The organism is Leptolyngbya sp. Cla-17 (assembly GCF_016807185.1).
Taxonomy (GTDB): domain Bacteria; phylum Cyanobacteriota; class Cyanobacteriia; order Leptolyngbyales; family Leptolyngbyaceae; genus ULC077BIN1.
This window is the reverse complement of record NZ_JAEVYN010000004.1, coordinates 22126-38743: the sequence shown is the minus strand read 5'-3', so window position 1 is coordinate 38743 and position 16618 is coordinate 22126. Positions and strand designations below refer to the sequence as shown.

Genomic DNA, 16618 nt, shown 5'->3' with positions numbered 1-16618 from the left:
TTCAAGCGCAATTCCACAGCTACTCAACTGCAAATTGCTTGGGTGAAAGGCTTGGAGACATTTAAGGAGGTGAACATTTAAGGAGGTGATAGAACTGGTATCGGCTTCATGTCATCTTGACCCACGATTTCAATTCGATTGCTCACCAAGCTGTTTCTGAAGGAAATCAACCAGCAACCGCACCTTGGTTGACAGGTGACGATTGACCGGATAGATTACCGAAATCGAAAGTTCGGGTGGCTGATAGTTGGGCAATACAATTCGCAGCGTCCCTTGTTGCAGTTCCTGCTCGACAATAAATGTCGGCAGTAACGTAATCCCTAAACCACCAACGGCTGCATCCCTAAGGACTTCGCCGTTATTAGAACACAGTACTCCATTCACCGAAACTGTTTGCTCTCCTTCGGGTCCAATCAATGTCCACTGATCTTCCACGGCAAGTTGACCATAATGCAAACAAGAATGGTGCTGCAATTCATATGGGTGATTGGGAGTTCCATATCTCTCTAGATATCTGGGAGCCGCACACAGCACTCGGGGAGCCGCAGACAACGGATGCACAATCAAACTTGCGCTCTCTTGAGCTTTGGCAATTCGTACTGTGACATCGAAGCCTTCTTCGATCGGGTCAATAAAGCGATCGTTCAGGGTCAGTTGTACCTGAAGATCGGGATACTGCACGACAAAGTCAGCAAGGGCAGGAGCCAAGTGCATGGTGCCAAACGTCATCGGCGCGTTCACTCTTAGTCTACCTCTCGGTTCCGCTTGTAGTTGAGTCAGCGATCGCTCTGCTTCCTCCAGACTTGCCAAAATCTCCAGGCACCGCTCATGAAACGCTAACCCGCTCTCCGTCGGAGTTACTATCCGCGTACTGCGATGCAACAACTGCACTCCCAGTTCATTTTCCAGGGCAATCACCAGTTTATTGACGACCGATCGTGATACTCCCATGTCCCGCGCCGCTGCCGCAAAACCACCCGAAATCACGACTTGGGTAAAGGCGCGAATACTTTCGAACTTATCGATTGTGCGTTAAAGGATTGTGGGCTTGGTAAAGGTTAAAGGATTGTGGGCTTGGTAAAGTAGGATCAATTCTTTCCCCTCAAGAAGCTATGGAATGCCGACTTTGTGGTCATCCTAAGTGTCATAAGCATGGCAAGCTGCCCAATGGACACCAACGCTATTTCTGCCCTCACTGCCAGCAAACCTTCTGTGAGAGCTTTGACACGCTGTACTACTGGCGACGAGTGAGTCCGGAACAAGTTCAGCAGGTGCTACAAGCTCATAGTGAGGGCAGCAGCTTACGAGGGATTAGCCGAATTACAGGCTTGGCATACAACACCGTGGTCAGTATTGTTCGGGCATCGAGTGCCAAGGCTCAGCTAATTCATAACGACCAGGTCAAGCAAGTGGCAACCGCAGAGGTGAGTGCGGATGAGATGTGGTCTTTCGTGCAAAAAAACAGAAGCAATGTCTTTCCAATGAATTAGAAGTGGGAGACTGCTGGATAGGTCTGAGTTTAGCGGACTCCAGTGGACTGATTTTAGCGGCACGAGTGGGCAAGCATACAGACGAACTTATTGAGGAATTGGTAATTAGTACACAGGGAAAAACGGCTTGCAAACAGTGGAACAGTGATGACTGGGGAGGCTATGAACGAGTCCTTCCGCCTGAAATTCTGCACTATGTTGGCAAAGACAAAACGCAGCGCTTAGAGCGAACCAACGGCATCGTCCGACAACAAACTGCTCGATGGCACCGCAGGCAAAACAAGTTCGGCAAGCTGTGGGAGCAAACGAAAGTGACAACACGCTTAGTAGTCAGCTATTTCAATTGGATTTGGCGGCATAGTCGATTCAAAACAACTGCGGCTCAACGAGCAAAACTGGCTGAGCAGCCTTGGACCTGGCAGGATGTCGTTACCTACCCCACAATCCTTTAGTGCACTACCAACTTATCCATTGGCGAGGCATTGTAAATTTTTTAGAGACAGTCTGTACGCAAAATAACATATTGTCTTTTATTTCAGTTGAACTCATAATACCGATGTTGCTAAAACAAATTGCTCCCACCCATTCGAAATCACAAGATATGATTGCAATTCGACCGGCTCAGGATCGTGGTACTGCTAATTTTGGTTGGCTCGATAGTCGTCACACTTTCTCCTTTGGTGAGTATTACGACCCCGATCACATGGGCTTCGCTAACTTGCGTGTGATTAACGAAGACAAAGTGACTCCTGGACAAGGCTTCAGTACTCACGGGCACCGCGATATGGAAATCATTTCCTATGTGTTAGAAGGTGCTTTGGAACATAAAGACAGTATCGGTACAGGCTCAGTGATTCGTCCTGGAGATGTGCAGCGGATGTCTGCTGGCACGGGCATCCAGCACAGCGAGTACAATGCTTCCAAAACCGAGCCAGTCCATTTCCTACAAATCTGGATTTTGCCAGAACAGAAAGGGATTGAACCCGGTTATGAACAAAAGACCTTTACTGACGCAGAGAAGCGCGGGACGCTGAGGTTGGTTGGCTCTCGTGATGGTCGTGATGGCTCCATTACGATTCACCAAAATGTTGACTTTTACGCTGCCACGTTGAACGAGGGCAATGCCATCAGCCACACCTTCGCCAATGGACGAGTTGCCTGGTTGCAAGTGGCGCAGGGTGCCGTTCAACTGAATGGTCAAACACTGGCCGCTGGCGATGGGGCTGTGATCGCTCAGGAATCACAGATTACGCTGCAAGGTGCGTCTAATACTGCTGAAGTATTGCTGTTTGACATGGCGGCATAGTATCTGGGTGGCAGTGCACATACCTCCATTAGTATCTATTCAGTAACAAATAGTTACCTGTGCTGCTTTCCGTCGAGATTTTAATCGTTGCTCGACATCTAATTTGCTCTACCTCTGAATGATGCAATAGGAGCTTAAACGCAATGTCAAACAAAACGTTTGTATTAGTACATGGGGCATGGCTCGGCGCTTGGTGTTGGGATCAGGTCAAACCGCTGCTGACTGCCGCAGGGCATGACGTTGTTGTACTAGATCTGCCGGGCAGTGGTGCTGATCAAACGCCGATTGCCCAAGTCACGTTGCAAGGTTATACCGATAGAGTGGTGGAAACCATCAACGCGCAGGTACAACCCGTAACTTTAGTGGGGCACAGCATGGGCGGCATTGTCATTTCTCAGGCGAATGAGGTGGTTCCCGATCGTGTGGAAAAACTCGTTTACATCAGTGCTTACCTATTACAAGCGGGTGAGTCACTGTATGGTAAAACTCAGGAACCGGAACACGCAGGTTCCAAGCTATTTACAAACTGGGTGCAAACGTCACCTGAAGCTGCCAGCGTTAACCCTGATGGGGTGAAAGAGGTCTTTTGTGCCGATTGTAGTGATGCTGATGTGGCAGTGATTCAAGCCAAGATGCGAGAACAGGCGATCGCCCCTTTTGCTACACCATTGACAGTGCATGCTGATGCCAAACAATATGCTGAAAAGCGCTTCTACATTGAAACAATGCAGGATAATACCGTGCCTAACATCATTCAGCAGAAGATGTATACTGCCTTACCCTGTCAAAAAGTTCTGACAATGGCGACCAGCCATTCTCCCTTTGCTGCGAACCCACAGCAGCTTGTAGAATTCCTGACCACATTATGACGTTCACTGATGGCGAATGTGCGTGAGCAAACAATTTGGCACAATAGCAAATCGATGGCGCAAACCCTCTATGCCGCTTCGGACAAGCCTCCTGCACTTTAAGATCACGAATGGATGCTCAACCTACTGTAGAGAGCTAGAAGCCCCAGACAGTAAAAGTTTTCAAGCATGAGAGAACGCGCCACTCATTTGCTGATTGCGCCATGTTTGCTGCTCATTTACAAGTTACCGACGACGATGAAAGCCATTTTCTCAAACTGGTGGAACTCACGTTAGATGCGTTAGAAGCGCTGTGGGAGGTAAGAAATCTACGCAAAACGCAGGCACTTGAAAACCGATCTACACTCGATTCAATTTTTACTCTCGGAACAATTCATTCGTCAGTAGAGGAACTTAACGATGGAACTGCAAAACAAAGTGGCATTAATTACGGGAGCCAGTAGCGGCATTGGTAAAGCGATCGCGCAAGACCTCGATCAAGCTGGAATGAAGTTAGTGCTGACGGCGCGATCGCAAGACAAATTGGATCAACTGGCAGCTTCGCTAAAAAACGCCAAAGTCTTGGCGGCAACAATTACCGATGACGATGTACCCCAAAAGCTGGTGGATTTTGCCATCTCGACCTTTGGACAACTCGATGTGGTGATCAACAATGCGGGAGCCATGACCACAGGCGCGATCGAGGAAGTTGACATCGAAGCAGTCTGCCAGATGGTACGACTCAATGTGGAGTCTGTATTCCGACTTGCCTACATCGCTCTCCGACAGTTCAAACAGGCAGGCAGCGGCTTTTTGATTAACACCTCCAGCGTCGCAGGCTTGAAAACCACACCGAAAAACGCCGCCTACAATGGCACTAAATTCGCTGTTGAAGCCTTTACGGATGCCCTACGCATGGAACTAGCAGGCAGCGGAATTAAAGTTGCGGCGATCGCTCCTGGTACAGTTGATACTGGACTATACGACCATTGGGGACAAGGCGATAAAGATTGGGTCATGTCTGGTGGATCGCTGCAACCCGAAGATATTGCCCGTGCGGTGCGGATTGTGCTCGAGCAACCCGATCATGTGCTGATTCCGAGAATGCTAGTTGTACCGACAAATCAACCCGTGTAAGTTGGTTGATCACTAGTGATGCATCAAGAAGTATTTGGAAATGTTGCAGCAGAAGCAAATTTTAGTGCAAACGGCACGAGCCATGCAAGCCCAAGGCATTACGCTCTAAACAGATTTGTTTGTAGAAGGTTAAATCGGGAATTAGCGAGTGAATTCTCACACGCAAACACACAGTCTTTGTCTCCGCTGATATGACAAAGAGCATGGCAGGGGAGACAACCTCTTATCCCTCATTCCATGCTGCAACAGTCCGTGAACTATTTTAATGAGGAAACTTCTCATGTCCACATTTAAGTACAACCGTCTCGACAAGAACAACGCTGCCGTTTTACTGGTCGATCACCAAACAGGGCTTTTCTCATTGGTCAAGGACTTTAGTGCGAGCGACTTCAAAAACAATGTGCTTGCACTTGCTGGTACAGCCAAGTTCTTTAACCTGCCCACCGTTTTAGCCACCAGCTTTGAGCAAGGTCCAAACGGTCCGTTGCTGCCGGAGATCAAGGAGATGTTTCCGGACGCTCCCTACATTGCTCGTCCTGGACAGATTAACGCCTGGGATAATGAGGCTTTTGTTAAAGCCGTAGCAGCAACGGGCAAGAAACAGCTAATCATTGCTGGCATCGTGACAGATGTTTGTGTCGCATTTTGCGCTCTATCAGCCGTCGAAGCTGGCTATGACGTTTTTGTAGTGACGGATGCGTCTGGCACCTTTGATGAAGTTTGTCGCCACGCTGCTTGGAGTCGGATGTCGAGTGCAGGTGTTCAATTAGTCAATTGGTTTAGTGTTGCGTGTGAACTACACCGCGATTGGCGCAACGACATTGAGGGATTGGGCACCCTTCTAGCAGGATATCTTCCTGACTATAAGAATTTAATGACTAGCTATGCAGTCGCCAAGGCTGATGCAAGTGTGGGTTCTGAAAAATCAATGGCAATGACTAGTGGGTAACTGAGTTAATTTTGTCTCCATTCGATTAGCGGTGTCCTTCGATCTACCCTAGGTCATCACACTTTGAACTTAGCGGAGACATACATGTTTCTAGCCGATGATGGCTACCTGCAACGCACAAATTAACTTTTAGGAGAGTCCCATGAAGAACAAGTTCACTGTCGAGAATGCGGCGATGCTGCTGATTGACCATCAGCAAGGCACCATCAAACTTGCCCGCAATTTGCCACGCGAGGAAATTGTTAAAAACACTCGTGCCCTAGCTCGTACAGCAGTTGAAGGTGGAATGCCATTGGTGTTGACCACCAGCATGGAAGAGCACTTTCAAGGGTTATTGCTGGATGACTTGCAAACCATCGCGCCTGAAGCCTACAACAACCGGATTAAACGTCCCGGTGTGGTGAACTGCTGGGAATATGACGAGTATAAAAGTGCAGTGATTGCCACAGGCAAGAAAAAGCTGATTATGGCAGGGTTGACGAATGACGTGTGTATCGTCTATCCCGCTATCAGCGCGACCGAAGAGGGGTTTGAAGTTCAGGTGGTAGTGGATGCAGGCGGCTCACCTACAACGCTGGCGGACGAAACGGCTTTGAGACGGATGGAGAAGCACGGGGTCACCTTGACTTCTACCAATCAAGTGATGGCAGAACTGGCGAACTCCTGGTCAGAAGGGGTTGGACAGACCATCCAGACCATCATGTATAGCTACAGACAACAGTGTTAGGACACAGCATCTTTCAGGACCGACTCCATTGCTTGCCGTAAAGAACTAAAGCTAGACAAGCTGTTGCGAATACGACTTTTCAGCCAGGCCCAACACTTTTCAATCCGATTGAAATCTGGAGAATAAGCGGGTAAATATAACAACCGACACCCTACCGACTCCACCAATTGAGCAACCCGTCCCCCATGATGAAACGTGGCATTGTCGAGAATCAAAACCTTCCCAGGCTTAAGCGTTGGCAGCAAACACGTTTCTAGCCAGATTTCAAACACGACTCGATTACAAGAGCCGTTCACGGTAAAAGCAGCACTCAGTTGGTGCTCACAGTAAGCCGCAATCATATTGATTCGTTGAACCCGTCGCCCTGACTTGAGTGCTTCAAATCGCACACCGGGTTCACACCAACCATATCCATAATCCTCTCGCTCATCCATTCCCGATTCATCGATGTACACCCGGTCGGATAAAGACACTTTGGCTAGCTGCTCTAGGAACTCTGCTCGTTTGTGCTCATCGCGTTCAAGGTAGCCATAGGTCTTTTTTTTCGACTCAAGCCCAGTTTGTGTAACGCCCTGGAAATTGTGCGAACACTGAGTTGGTCTTGCCACAACTCGACCATTTGCGCTTGGGTTGTGCCCCCATGCTGCTTGGCAAATTTGGCAAACTTGTCCCAATCGGTGATTTTGCTGGTGGTTCGATGGGGACGAGTTGTTTTGGCTTGGTAGTCTCCAGTTTCCTTCTGTCGCTTCAGCCATAGATTGATCGTGTTGCGACTGAGTTGAAACACTTGGGCGGCTTCACTCTGCTTCATGCCGTCTAATTGGATGGCATTGATCACCTTTTGTCGCAAGTCGTAACTGTATGCTTTTGCCATAGATGCACTCACCCTCCTATAGCTGGGGATACCTCTCAGTCTATGTCCTATTGGTCCTGGCAATAGCTATATCAAGAAATTCTTGCCAAGTTGGTTGAGGTGTAGAGATGACCCACACCACAAAAATCCTGGTCGTTCATACCCCAACGCTGGGGAGCACCCAAAAAATGGCTGAGGCAGTTGTCGATGGTGCCCGATCGCTCTGCGGATGCACAGGTGAAACAATCTTTGATGTTGATCTTTACTAAACCCTATTCTTTCTATGACTCATCTTCTTCATCTTGATTCAAGTCCGCGCGACGATCGCTCGATATCCCGCACCCTCTCAAAAGAATTCATCGCCAACTGGAAAGCGGCACATCCCAGTGATACCGTGACCTATCGCGATTTAGGGCATCATCCCGTTCCCCTAATTGATGAACCCTGGATCGCTGCCGCTTACTCTGCACCTGACCAACACACGCCCGAACAAGCCGCTGCCATTCGTCCCTCGAATGAACTCGTGGATGAATTCTTAGCAGCCGATCGCTATGTCTTCAGCGTCCCAATGTATAACTTCAGCATTCCCGCAGGTTTTAAGGCATACCTTGACCAAATTGTGCGCGTCGGTCGTACCTTTAGCGTTGAAGCCGATGGCAGTTACAAAGGCTTGGTTACAGGCAAAAAGCTGTTGATTATTACGGCGCGGGGCGGTTCCTATCCTAAAGATACGCCTTACTATCCCTACGATATGCAGGAACCCTATCTGCGACTCATCTTCGGCTTTATTGGCATCACCGATGTTGAAGTGATTCACGCCGATAATCTGATGGGTGGAGATGATGCTCGTCAGCAGGCGATCGCTACTGCTCAATCTGCCTTAAAAGTGGTGGTGTCTCGTTAGTCGGTTGCCTGCAATCACACTGATTTCTAATTCGAGACGGGCTGCCTAAAATTGCCTAACCATTTGATGTCTCTATGATGGTTGCTCCAGATGAAACGTTTCTCTCGGTTTATTCTGCCTTCTTTAATGACTGGAGTGTCTCTCATTCCACAAACTCTACTGGGGTCTGCCGCTGCTCAGGAGCCGATGAGTAGTCAGATGACATCGGTGAGCCAGCTTGCCGATGTACAACCAACCGATTGGGCGTTTCAGGCGTTGCGATCGCTGGTGGAACGCTACGGTTGTATGGCTGGCTATCCTGACCAAACATTTCGCGGACAGCGATCTCTGACTCGTTATGAGTTTGCTGCCGGGTTAAATGCCTGTCTCGATCAACTCAATCAGCGCCTCGCCGGTGCTACAGCAGAGTTAGTTAAAACAGACAATCGACAAACCTTGCAACGACTTCAGGAGGAATTTGCTGCTGAACTGGCAACACTGCGAGGACGAGTAGATACCCTTGAAGCTCGAACTGCAACCTTAGAAGCTCAACAATTTTCGACCACCACTAAACTCACTGGACAGGTCCTCTTCTCAATCAATGGCGGCGATTTTGCAGGGGAAAGCATCATTGATCCAACTGGGAGAGTATTGGCTGATCAGGACTTGAATCTAACGGTTCTCTACCGAGTTGCCCTCGATCTAAACACCAGTTTTACGGGTACCGACTTACTCAAAATTCGGATTGATACGGGCAGCAATGGCGCGAACGACAATGTTGCGGGTGTTTTAGAGCCAAACTTTGGCAGCGTGTTAGATTACTCGGTTAAACCACCCAGCGATGGGAATTTTGGGATTGGGCGGCTGTCTTACACTTTTCAGCCTGTTAGAAATCTTAGTGTTTCCATCGGTCCCGATATTCGCACCACCGATTACGTCGATCGCAACAGCTACGCCAACGCCAGCTTTCGAGACTTCAGCACCCTAGCACTGGTCAACAATTTTATTCTGTTTCCAGTCAACGGCCCTAGTGCTGGAGCGGCAATCGACTGGAAACTGGGGGACTTCAGCCTGCGCGCTTTGTATGCTGCTGCCGATGCTGCCAATCCTGGTACTGGGCAACCCATTCGAGGCACGTCTTCTTTCACCCGAGTTTTGTATCCTAATAGTGTGACTAGCCCAGCAGCATTAGGCGATCGTGGTCTGTTTGGTGATACCTATCAAGGCACGGTTGAAGTGGAGTATGCCCCTTTCCGCAATTTGGCGATTCGCTTGCAGTACAGCGGTGGAGAAGTGTTTGACCAGCGTTTTGATGTCTTTGGGGTGAATGCAGAAGTTCGCCTCACGCCTAAAGTGGCGATGTTTGGTAGGTATGGCGTGGGCACGTATCGCAACACCGCCTTTAAAGATGTCACTCTGGCTTACTGGATGACCGGCATTGCTTTTCCTGACCTGTTTAAGCAAGGGGCGATCGGTGGCATTGCCGCTGGTCAACCGATCATTGCCTCTGAGATTGGCAACGCGACTCAAACCAACTTTGAAGCGTTCTATAACTTTCCCATCACTGATGCAATTCGCATCACGCCCACACTCCAGGTGATTACAAAGGCTGGGAACCAGGACGCAAACGGCACGATCGTCACCGCTACAGTGAGAACTGTTTTTCTGTTTTGAACATGGCAATCAGAAGAGACAAATTCGATGATGGAAGAATCGTTAACCCTTGGCACAGATGAAGACTCTCCAGTCACGGCAATTATTTCTCATGTCGTACGTCCTGGGCGGGAACAAGGCTATGAAGAGTGGTTTCATGGCATCGGCGGCGATGCCCGAAAATTCAAAGGACATTTGGGTGTCAGCACCATTCGACCGCAGGATCATTCCCATCCTGAGTATGTGGTGATCCTCAAGTTCGATCGCTACGACAACCTCAAAACCTGGCTAGAGTCCGATGTGCGGCACGCATGGATTGAACGATTACAACCCCTGATTGAACAGCCAGAATCCATTCAAACTCTTACCGGATTGGAAACCTGGTTTAGTCTACCCAATCAGCCGCTCAAATCTCCGCCCCCTCGCTACAAGATGGCGATCGTGACATGGCTAGGCGTGTTTGTCACTCTGACTGTCGTCAGTCGATTACTCGCTCCGATTCTGTCCAACCTACCAATATTGCTCAATCAACTGGTCACCACTGGTCTGGTCGTCGCCCTGCTTACCTACCTGATCATGCCCCGCCTGACCAGGCTATTTAAGCGATGGCTCTACCCGAAACTCTAACCTGTTCTCTTCCCCTATTCCCTGTTTCCCCATTACTGAAGGTCGCAACTATGATGGACTACCCCCAATCGGCGTGTCGAAGTTTCTTGCAAGCTCATCAACGGGTGAAATCTGGACAGGCGGTTGGAAAAGTAGTGTTGACGCGATCGTAGTCTATCAGCATTGAAACTCAGAAGAATTCTATGAATGACAAAAGCATCTACTTCATTGCGACCCTGATGGGAGGGGCAGTATTGCCCGTTCAGGTTGCCCTCAATGCTCTGCTGAGGCGATATGTGGGGCAGCCGATGCAGGTGACATTTATCTCCTATCTGGCTGGTACACTCGCCTCTCTTGCCATCTGCTGGTTTGCTCGTTATCCCTTACCTGCTACAGCCGTGATCTCACAAACATCCTGGTGGATGTGGATCGGCGGATGTCTCGGAACGCTGTATGTTTGGTCAACTATCTTCGCGGCCGCGAAGATAGGTACGGCGCTCACGCTAGCACTGACGATCGCGGGTCAGATGATTTGTGCGCTTTTTCTCGATCACTACGGTGTGATTGGACTGACTAAAGTTTCAGCCAACCCTTTACGTATTGCTGGAGTTGTATTGGTGATTATTGGAGTTTCTTTTGTTGCCTATGCTAAAAAATAAACCACGATTCGGACAGAATTACTTTTTAACGACAACCTTCATCCACTACAGGTCTTGGCAGAGTTGTTTTGGCAGTTGCCTAATCACCCGCTGAAAAGTCTCTGCCAACGCTCACATTTACACAGAGCCCTTGCTCAATGCCAGTGTTTCCTTCATGCTCATGTCGATACACCCAGTCTTGACGCTCGCGCCGAGTCTGTAGTTTCTATAGAAGAGGATATTCTGATGTCAATGCCTAAACTTGAACTGGTGAGTCATCACCTCTGTCCCTACGTGCAGCGGGCAGTGATCACATTGGTCGAAAAAGACATTCCTCACGATCTCACCTATATTGACCTGGCAAACAAACCCGATTGGTTTCGGCAACTTTCGCCTTTAGGAAAGGTGCCTGTGCTGCGTGTTGGTGATGATGTGTTGTTTGAATCAGCGGTGATCTGCGAATATCTCGATGAAATCACACCTGGTTCGCTGCATCCGGCTGATCCACTTGAAAAAGCTAAGCATCGCTCATGGATTGAGTTTGGCTCCAGTGTCCTCAATACGATCGCTGGGTTCTACAATGCGCCTAATGCAGATGCCTTTGAACAGAAACGGCAGGAGTTAGTTGATAAATTTGTTTGGTTAGAACAAAACCTCACAGCGAGTCCTTATTTTGCTGGAGAAAGGTTTTCACTTGTGGATGCCGTCTATGGACCCATCTTTCGCTATTTCAATGTATTTGAAACCATTTCAAACAGCGGCTTTTTTACGGACACGCCCCAGGTCAGCCAGTGGCGGCGATCGCTACAAGCCCGCTCCTCCATTCAAACGGCTGTTGCCGCTGACTACCCAGAACGACTGCTAACGTTCCTAAAAAACCGCAATTCTCATCTTTCCACGTTAGTTACTGTCTAATCCCTCTTTTGTTACTACTGTAGGAAAGAAATAGCTGCATCAGATACTCTCCCGCCGTCATGGACGGAAACTGCTGCTCTCCAGTTTTAGCGACGCAGCCAGGCAAGGGCATCAGATTTATCTCCTTGCGGGGATGGTTTGGGTGGAAGGCATGGGTTGGGAGAAATGAGGAGTGAGAAATGAGGAGTATTGGCTTGTTCTCTAACCTCCAGTCCCTAGTCCCGCTTGAGCAGTGGTGAGAGCACGATCGAACACGGTGTCCAGCAGTTGCACCTCTTCATCGTTGAGGTGATCCGTGAAGTAGCTGGCAATGCCTCCAGAATAGACTGCCCACATCCGTTTTCGCATCGCCAATCCCGCCTCTGTCAGGGCGGCATATTGCCCCCGCCGATCGTTGGGGCAGCGCTTGCGACATAGCAACCCGGCATCTTCCAGGCGATCAATCAGGCGTGTGATATTGCTGCGACTGAGAAACACTTCCTGAGCCAATTCATGCAGGCGCATTTCATGATCCGGGGCACGCTCCAACGCCCATAACACGCTGTACCAGATTAAGGGCGGTAGCCCCTCCGCCTCTAGGTCTTGCTCAATCTGCTCTGTGACAACGACACATGTGGTGCGAAATAATCGCCACAGTCGGCTGCGAGACTCATCCAGGGCTGGACGATCTAGTGTTCCCATTGCTCACCCCTCCATCAAGTAATTGCATCTGAAACTATTCTACTCAATCTAGTTGCATTTGTAATCAGATTGGAGTATAACTAATCTAGTTGCAAGTGCAACCAAGTCGATAGCAATCAAATCAAACACAATCATCCTATCCCTCATTAATCACTTTAAGCAGATGAAAAGATAAGTTGGAGGTTTAGCTGATGCACCCGTGGACAGATAAACTGATTCATCTTCTGCGTCAGTTGCTCAAACCCTAACTGAAGGGAAGCAATGGGAAAAACCGTCAACCAGTGTTTAAGCCAATTGAAGCAAACTAAAGGTTGAATGATTAAGCGCAGATTGTTGAGTAAGTTCTTCCAACCGCTCTGGTTATTCCACCAAGGATGTTGCACAAACTGCTGATGGGCCAGTGGACAGGAGTCGTTGAATGGGTCGGCAAACAAACTGACCATCAAAAACGCACTCATGACCAACTCCCACCACTTTTCAATCTGCTCATAACGGGTCATGCGAAAATCAGCCCAGCCCAGCGCATCTTTAGCTTGCTTGAGACCATACTCAATCCAGGTTCTAAAGCCATAACTGTCGCCAATCTCACCCAGGTTGACTGCCGGGGCACAGACCATCACAAAGGAAGTGGAATTGTCTGGCAGAGTTTCGGGGTCAGTGGTCAAAAGCCAATACTGCTTGCGATGCCGTTTGCCGTAAATCACCTCTGCCCTGTAGCGAGTCTCAGTGGTGCCATTGCTAAAGGTGCGCTTGAAGGTTTGCCACGGCTCCTGGTACACCTCTTGGTCTTGCGGTAACCACAGAGCATGGTTGCTGCGAATCGCCAGAATATACGGCAGTTTCAACTCATCGAGCACATCCACAAAGTTGACTTTACTTTCGCCATACAAACTATCGGCAAGCACCAACTCAAACTGAAAGCCCAGTGCTTGCAATTGGCGAATCATCCTGGCGGCAATTTGCGGTTTGCTTTGATACTCTTCTCCCTCTTTGAGTCGTTCTTTGGGCTTATACACCTCAAAACTCAACGGCACAATCATGCCATTAACCAATCCGTAGGCAGTCACCGCGACGATGCCATTTTCCTTTTTACCGACGTTGCCAATGTATTGCCGTTTGACATAATCAGTACTTTTGCCCTTCTTACAATCTCCGGTTTCATCAATCAGTAATATCAATGACCGACCGTTGAGGACCTTGAGGGTCAACTCCAATCGCTTCTGGCGTAACTGATGCATCTGCCAAGGAGACTCGCTCAGGAAGTGATGTAAGTTTTGTTGGTTATCAAGTCCAACCACTTTGGCAATCGCGGGTAAGGATTTGCGTTTAATCTCGCTAATCATCCCCAGATGCAACAGCTTGAACGCTTCAAAGCTGCGCACTTCGGGGAATAAGCCCTCATACAGTTGGCAATATTCATCCACAAAACGAATCGTCGGTCGAGCGACTCTAGACGCTGGCATAGCAATTGAATTGAGATCAACTGACACCTATTCTAGATAATCTCTACTCAGAGTGATTTAAGAGGGATAAAAGGAGACAGTTATGCAACGCCTGATTGATACTGGTTTAACTATTTTGTTAGTCGCAACTCTGGCTGCGCCTGCGAGTGCGACTCCTCAAGCAAGAGCTCCTCAAGCAAACACTCAGCCGACGAATGCTCAGACCACTGAAACCGTAAATGTCAAAGATTCAAAGGTTCAAGCTGCCAGGATGGGTGCTGAATCAACAGCCGACCGTCTGCTGTCGGAGCGCGATCGCCTCATCCTGGAGCGTCGGTTGCAACGAGTGATTCCTCAGGAACAGTAGGATTAGCCCACAAATCTTGGACGTGGCACGAGCTCGTCACCTACCCCACCATTATTTGATGCACTACCGGATTACAACAGGCGTTGGTCTCTAGGGTGGCAGTATTGACCCCATAGCTGTCGCAGCGCATATAGAAGCGAGGGGTTTCTTCCATAACGCCTTCTGGTGATGTGGTAATCCTCAGAGTACTTGGTATTTGACCCCTCATCTGACAAGATGTGTCAGTCAGTCAGGTGGCAGGGCCTACCATCATGCCTAGCCAAAAGTTAAGCAAATTTCTCAGCAAAAAGTCAAAATTTGAGACTGCCTTTTGGTTAGTTTAAAGCCTGGATTTAAGGCAGTTTGCAACTTAAGTTGAACCTCATAGGATAAGAGCAACGAAAACGCACTTGTGATTGCTATGAGTCAGCCAAGCGAAATCGGTAGTGTTATTTTCACATTGCATGATTGCGATCATTTTTGTGGATCAAGTGATGCTCCCATTTTGCTGATGGAGTATGGCGATTATGAATGCCCGCGGTCAGGTCGATGCTATTTTCTTATCCAACAACTTCAGGCGCAATTAGGCGATTGCGTTTGTTTTTCGTCACTTTCGCCTGACTCATCGGCATCCCCAAGCTCAAAAAGCCGCAGAGACAGCGGAAGCAGTTCGGGCAGATGCCCGAACTGCTCTTGTAAAATTCACGGGCACTTGCTGATGCCGATTTAGTGGAATATGCGGTGCGACTCAATCTTGATGTTCCTCGATTCTTGCAGGAATTATCAGCTCGCGTTCACAGAGCGCGCGTCCAGATTGATGTCCAGAGTGGTCAGCAGCATGGAGTTCAAGAAACGCCTGCCTTTTTCATTGGCATTCGCTGCCAACCTAATCAAGATCTTGAAGGTTTAATGCAAGCCACAGCATCTTAAATCAGATGACCCTGCCCTAACCGATATGGCTACGGTCACAACACCTAACAAAGTCGCCATGTTGCTGATTGATTACCAAATTGGCACTATAGCGTTCAGTCTTACAAACATTGATTGATGGCGAACAATGCCCAACTCCAGTTGTCCCATACCATCATTGCCGCACCAACCGCAGGGACTATTGGTAATAAAGCCGTGCAGGTCGAACAACGGGTGCAGTCCAGCCAAACGCCCATGGCAGTAAAAACTCAGCAACCCAGGGTTGTAGCAAACTTTAAAGAAACTCAATTAGGGAGGAGGCAGCCCGGTCAGACTGTTGAGATTAAGATTGATGCTTTTCCGGTTGTCATCACGGTGGCAACTCAGGGAGAGGACAAACGATACCCCCACTGCTCTGCCAGTATGAGGCTATTATGCTGCCCAAAATTACGTAGTGCATCCGTTCAATAATTGGAGATTCTGTTCCATGGCTCATCTTCTACATCTCGACTCCAGTCCACGCGGCGAACGATCGATTTCTCGTCAATTGACCAAAGAATTTGTTGCAGCGTGGCAAACTGCTTTTCCTGAAGATGCAGTGACCTACCGCGATTTAGGACATTCTCTGATTCCGCCTGTGGATGAACCGTGGATCGCTGCCGCATTCAGTCCACCTGATGCCCGATCCCCAGAATTGAATGCCGCATTGAAAGTATCTGATGCATTGATTAATGAGCTTATATCGGCAGACCACTACGTTTTAGGTGTGCCGATGTACAACTTCAACGTGCCCTCGAATCTCAAAGCATTCATTGATCAAATCGTTCGAGTGGGTCGAACCTTTGTCGTGAATGCTCAAGGTGGGTATGACGGCTTGCTGATGCATAAGAAAATGCTGGTGATCACCACTCGTGGCGGCACTTATCCCGCAGGTACACCCTATGCCGCCTTTGACTTTCAGGAACCCTACCTCCGCGCCATCTTTGGCATGATTGGTATTAACAACATCACCTTTATCCACGCGGATCAACTGGCTTCGGGTGAGGATGCCCGTCAGCAGTCTCTTGCAGCAGCAAAAGACGCAATTCAGCATCTTGTCACGACCTGGTAAGCTCCAGTGGCATATAACCATGATGCAATTGATCACACCATTGTTAACTAGCAGCTTAACGGTGAGGGCAGGCGCTGCGATCATGGACACAAGGAGCAAAGGTTCTAGAGATTGCACCAATCCT

22 protein-coding genes are annotated in these 16618 nt (G+C 48.8%); 17 read left to right on the top strand and 5 right to left on the bottom strand.

Translation table 11 applies throughout. From position 1 onward, the window contains the following. Nucleotides 1–129: 129 nt before the first annotated feature. A complete protein-coding gene (locus tag JOY44_RS27335) occupies nt 130–1026 on the bottom strand; it encodes a LysR family transcriptional regulator (protein WP_171576750.1) in 897 nt (298 codons plus the stop codon). Between the two features lie 86 nt (nt 1027–1112). Here JOY44_RS27335 and JOY44_RS27330 point away from each other — a divergent pair. The 7 genes from JOY44_RS27330 to JOY44_RS27300 all read left to right on the top strand — a co-directional run bounded on the left by JOY44_RS27330 (nt 1113) and on the right by JOY44_RS27300 (nt 6457). Next, nucleotides 1113–1942, top strand: a protein-coding gene (locus tag JOY44_RS27330) for an IS1 family transposase (RefSeq protein WP_171573290.1) whose coding sequence is annotated in 2 segments (ribosomal slippage) — nt 1113–1454 and nt 1457–1942 — 828 coding nt in all. Because the reading frame shifts where the segments join, the coding sequence is not laid out codon by codon here. Between the two features lie 149 nt (nt 1943–2091). Continuing rightward, the gene (locus JOY44_RS27325; protein WP_171576641.1) at nt 2092–2796 is read left to right on the top strand and encodes a pirin family protein; all 705 of its coding nucleotides are present in this window, start codon (nt 2092–2094) and stop codon (nt 2794–2796) included. Between the two features lie 143 nt (nt 2797–2939). After that, nucleotides 2940–3665, top strand: coding sequence for an alpha/beta fold hydrolase (locus JOY44_RS27320; RefSeq protein ID WP_171576640.1), 726 nt, complete (start codon nt 2940–2942; stop codon nt 3663–3665). 203 nt (nt 3666–3868) lie between these two features. Beyond that, nucleotides 3869–4108: a hypothetical protein gene (locus JOY44_RS27315; protein WP_171576639.1), complete on the top strand. Its 240-nt coding sequence runs from the start codon at nt 3869–3871 to the stop codon at nt 4106–4108. After that, the gene (locus tag JOY44_RS27310; protein ID WP_171576638.1) at nt 4065–4781 is read left to right on the top strand and encodes an SDR family oxidoreductase; all 717 of its coding nucleotides are present in this window, start codon (nt 4065–4067) and stop codon (nt 4779–4781) included. The genes JOY44_RS27315 and JOY44_RS27310 overlap by 44 nt, the downstream gene beginning before the upstream one ends. Nucleotides 4782–5061: 280 nt before the next feature. Next, entirely contained in the window at nt 5062–5730 is a 669-nt protein-coding gene (gene ycaC, locus JOY44_RS27305; RefSeq protein ID WP_171576637.1) for an isochorismate family cysteine hydrolase YcaC, read from the top strand. Nucleotides 5731–5872: 142 nt separating this feature from the next. After that, entirely contained in the window at nt 5873–6457 is a 585-nt protein-coding gene (locus JOY44_RS27300) for an isochorismatase family protein (protein ID WP_171576636.1), read from the top strand. Here the strand turns inward: JOY44_RS27300 and JOY44_RS27295 are convergent. After that, a protein-coding gene (locus JOY44_RS27295) for an IS630 family transposase (protein ID WP_242541715.1) occupies nt 6454–7331 on the bottom strand; the annotation gives its coding sequence in 2 pieces (ribosomal slippage) (nt 6454–6999 and nt 7002–7331; 876 coding nt in all). The two genes, JOY44_RS27300 and JOY44_RS27295, sit on opposite strands and share 4 nt — an antisense overlap. Before the next feature lie 107 nt (nt 7332–7438). Here JOY44_RS27295 and JOY44_RS27290 point away from each other — a divergent pair. The 6 genes from JOY44_RS27290 (at nt 7439) to JOY44_RS27265 (ending at nt 12005) form a co-directional block, all read left to right on the top strand. Further along, on the top strand, nt 7439–7579 hold the full coding sequence (locus tag JOY44_RS27290; protein ID WP_171576635.1) for a hypothetical protein: 141 nt from the start codon (nt 7439–7441) through the stop codon (nt 7577–7579). 14 nt (nt 7580–7593) lie between these two features. After that, nucleotides 7594–8214: an FMN-dependent NADH-azoreductase gene (locus JOY44_RS27285; RefSeq protein ID WP_171576634.1), complete on the top strand. Its 621-nt coding sequence runs from the start codon at nt 7594–7596 to the stop codon at nt 8212–8214. A 90-nt stretch (nt 8215–8304) separates the two neighbouring features. Continuing rightward, nucleotides 8305–9867 carry an iron uptake porin gene (locus tag JOY44_RS27280; RefSeq protein WP_171576633.1) on the top strand — a complete coding sequence of 521 codons (1563 nt, stop codon included), beginning with the start codon at nt 8305–8307 and terminating at the stop codon, nt 9865–9867. 27 nt (nt 9868–9894) lie between these two features. Next, nucleotides 9895–10473, top strand: a complete 579-nt coding sequence (locus tag JOY44_RS27275) for an antibiotic biosynthesis monooxygenase (protein ID WP_171576632.1) — start codon at nt 9895–9897, stop codon at nt 10471–10473. A gap of 182 nt (nt 10474–10655) precedes the next feature. Continuing rightward, nucleotides 10656–11111 (top strand): DMT family transporter, encoded by a 456-nt coding sequence (locus JOY44_RS27270; RefSeq protein ID WP_171576631.1) that lies wholly within the window; start codon nt 10656–10658, stop codon nt 11109–11111. 225 nt (nt 11112–11336) lie between these two features. Further along, the gene (locus JOY44_RS27265; protein WP_307822134.1) at nt 11337–12005 is read left to right on the top strand and encodes a glutathione S-transferase family protein; all 669 of its coding nucleotides are present in this window, start codon (nt 11337–11339) and stop codon (nt 12003–12005) included. A gap of 201 nt (nt 12006–12206) precedes the next feature. Here the strand turns inward: JOY44_RS27265 and JOY44_RS27260 are convergent, their stop codons facing one another. Together JOY44_RS27260 and JOY44_RS27255 are read right to left on the bottom strand one after the other, a co-directional pair. Further along, nucleotides 12207–12686, bottom strand: coding sequence for a MarR family winged helix-turn-helix transcriptional regulator (locus tag JOY44_RS27260; protein ID WP_171576630.1), 480 nt, complete (start codon nt 12684–12686; stop codon nt 12207–12209). A 155-nt stretch (nt 12687–12841) separates the two neighbouring features. Beyond that, nucleotides 12842–14149, bottom strand: coding sequence for an IS701 family transposase (locus tag JOY44_RS27255; RefSeq protein WP_171576629.1), 1308 nt, complete (start codon nt 14147–14149; stop codon nt 12842–12844). Nucleotides 14150–14231: 82 nt separating this feature from the next. Between JOY44_RS27255 and JOY44_RS27250 the strand changes: the two genes are divergently transcribed. Next, a complete protein-coding gene (locus JOY44_RS27250; RefSeq protein WP_171576628.1) occupies nt 14232–14495 on the top strand; it encodes a hypothetical protein in 264 nt (87 codons plus the stop codon). A 539-nt stretch (nt 14496–15034) separates the two neighbouring features. Here JOY44_RS27250 and JOY44_RS27245 read toward each other — a convergent pair. Beyond that, nucleotides 15035–15226 (bottom strand): hypothetical protein, encoded by a 192-nt coding sequence (locus JOY44_RS27245; RefSeq protein WP_171576626.1) that lies wholly within the window; start codon nt 15224–15226, stop codon nt 15035–15037. On the opposite strand from JOY44_RS27245, the gene JOY44_RS27240 reads away from it, so the two are divergent. The 3 genes from JOY44_RS27240 (at nt 15216) to JOY44_RS27230 (ending at nt 16494) form a co-directional block, all read left to right on the top strand. Beyond that, the gene (locus JOY44_RS27240; RefSeq protein ID WP_171576625.1) at nt 15216–15404 is read left to right on the top strand and encodes a DsbA family protein; all 189 of its coding nucleotides are present in this window, start codon (nt 15216–15218) and stop codon (nt 15402–15404) included. The two genes, JOY44_RS27245 and JOY44_RS27240, sit on opposite strands and share 11 nt — an antisense overlap. A 117-nt stretch (nt 15405–15521) precedes the next feature. Then, complete coding sequence (locus tag JOY44_RS27235; protein WP_171576624.1) at nt 15522–15854, top strand: hypothetical protein; 333 nt, start codon at nt 15522–15524, stop codon at nt 15852–15854. Between the two features lie 16 nt (nt 15855–15870). Beyond that, a complete protein-coding gene (locus JOY44_RS27230; protein ID WP_171576623.1) occupies nt 15871–16494 on the top strand; it encodes an FMN-dependent NADH-azoreductase in 624 nt (207 codons plus the stop codon). The last annotated feature ends 124 nt before the right edge of the window (nt 16495–16618 follow it).

What these genes read in the sequence shown, in the direction of transcription:
- JOY44_RS27270 (WP_171576631.1), top strand. Translation starts at nt 10,656, where the DNA reads ATGAATGACAAAAGCATCTACTTCATTGCGACCCTGATGGGAGGGGCA.
- JOY44_RS27275 (WP_171576632.1), top strand. Translation starts at nt 9,895, where the DNA reads ATGATGGAAGAATCGTTAACCCTTGGCACAGATGAAGACTCTCCAGTC.
- JOY44_RS27235 (WP_171576624.1), top strand. Translation starts at nt 15,522, where the DNA reads ATGGCGAACAATGCCCAACTCCAGTTGTCCCATACCATCATTGCCGCA.
- JOY44_RS27315 (WP_171576639.1), top strand. Translation starts at nt 3,869, where the DNA reads ATGTTTGCTGCTCATTTACAAGTTACCGACGACGATGAAAGCCATTTT.
- JOY44_RS27265 (WP_307822134.1), top strand. Translation starts at nt 11,337, where the DNA reads ATGTCAATGCCTAAACTTGAACTGGTGAGTCATCACCTCTGTCCCTAC.
- JOY44_RS27255 (WP_171576629.1), bottom strand. Translation starts at nt 14,149, where the DNA reads ATGCCAGCGTCTAGAGTCGCTCGACCGACGATTCGTTTTGTGGATGAA.
- ycaC (WP_171576637.1), top strand. Translation starts at nt 5,062, where the DNA reads ATGTCCACATTTAAGTACAACCGTCTCGACAAGAACAACGCTGCCGTT.
- JOY44_RS27325 (WP_171576641.1), top strand. Translation starts at nt 2,092, where the DNA reads ATGATTGCAATTCGACCGGCTCAGGATCGTGGTACTGCTAATTTTGGT.
- JOY44_RS27290 (WP_171576635.1), top strand. Translation starts at nt 7,439, where the DNA reads ATGACCCACACCACAAAAATCCTGGTCGTTCATACCCCAACGCTGGGG.
- JOY44_RS27230 (WP_171576623.1), top strand. Translation starts at nt 15,871, where the DNA reads ATGGCTCATCTTCTACATCTCGACTCCAGTCCACGCGGCGAACGATCG.
- JOY44_RS27310 (WP_171576638.1), top strand. Translation starts at nt 4,065, where the DNA reads ATGGAACTGCAAAACAAAGTGGCATTAATTACGGGAGCCAGTAGCGGC.
- JOY44_RS27300 (WP_171576636.1), top strand. Translation starts at nt 5,873, where the DNA reads ATGAAGAACAAGTTCACTGTCGAGAATGCGGCGATGCTGCTGATTGAC.
- JOY44_RS27250 (WP_171576628.1), top strand. Translation starts at nt 14,232, where the DNA reads ATGCAACGCCTGATTGATACTGGTTTAACTATTTTGTTAGTCGCAACT.
- JOY44_RS27280 (WP_171576633.1), top strand. Translation starts at nt 8,305, where the DNA reads ATGAAACGTTTCTCTCGGTTTATTCTGCCTTCTTTAATGACTGGAGTG.
- JOY44_RS27320 (WP_171576640.1), top strand. Translation starts at nt 2,940, where the DNA reads ATGTCAAACAAAACGTTTGTATTAGTACATGGGGCATGGCTCGGCGCT.
- JOY44_RS27260 (WP_171576630.1), bottom strand. Translation starts at nt 12,686, where the DNA reads ATGGGAACACTAGATCGTCCAGCCCTGGATGAGTCTCGCAGCCGACTG.
- JOY44_RS27285 (WP_171576634.1), top strand. Translation starts at nt 7,594, where the DNA reads ATGACTCATCTTCTTCATCTTGATTCAAGTCCGCGCGACGATCGCTCG.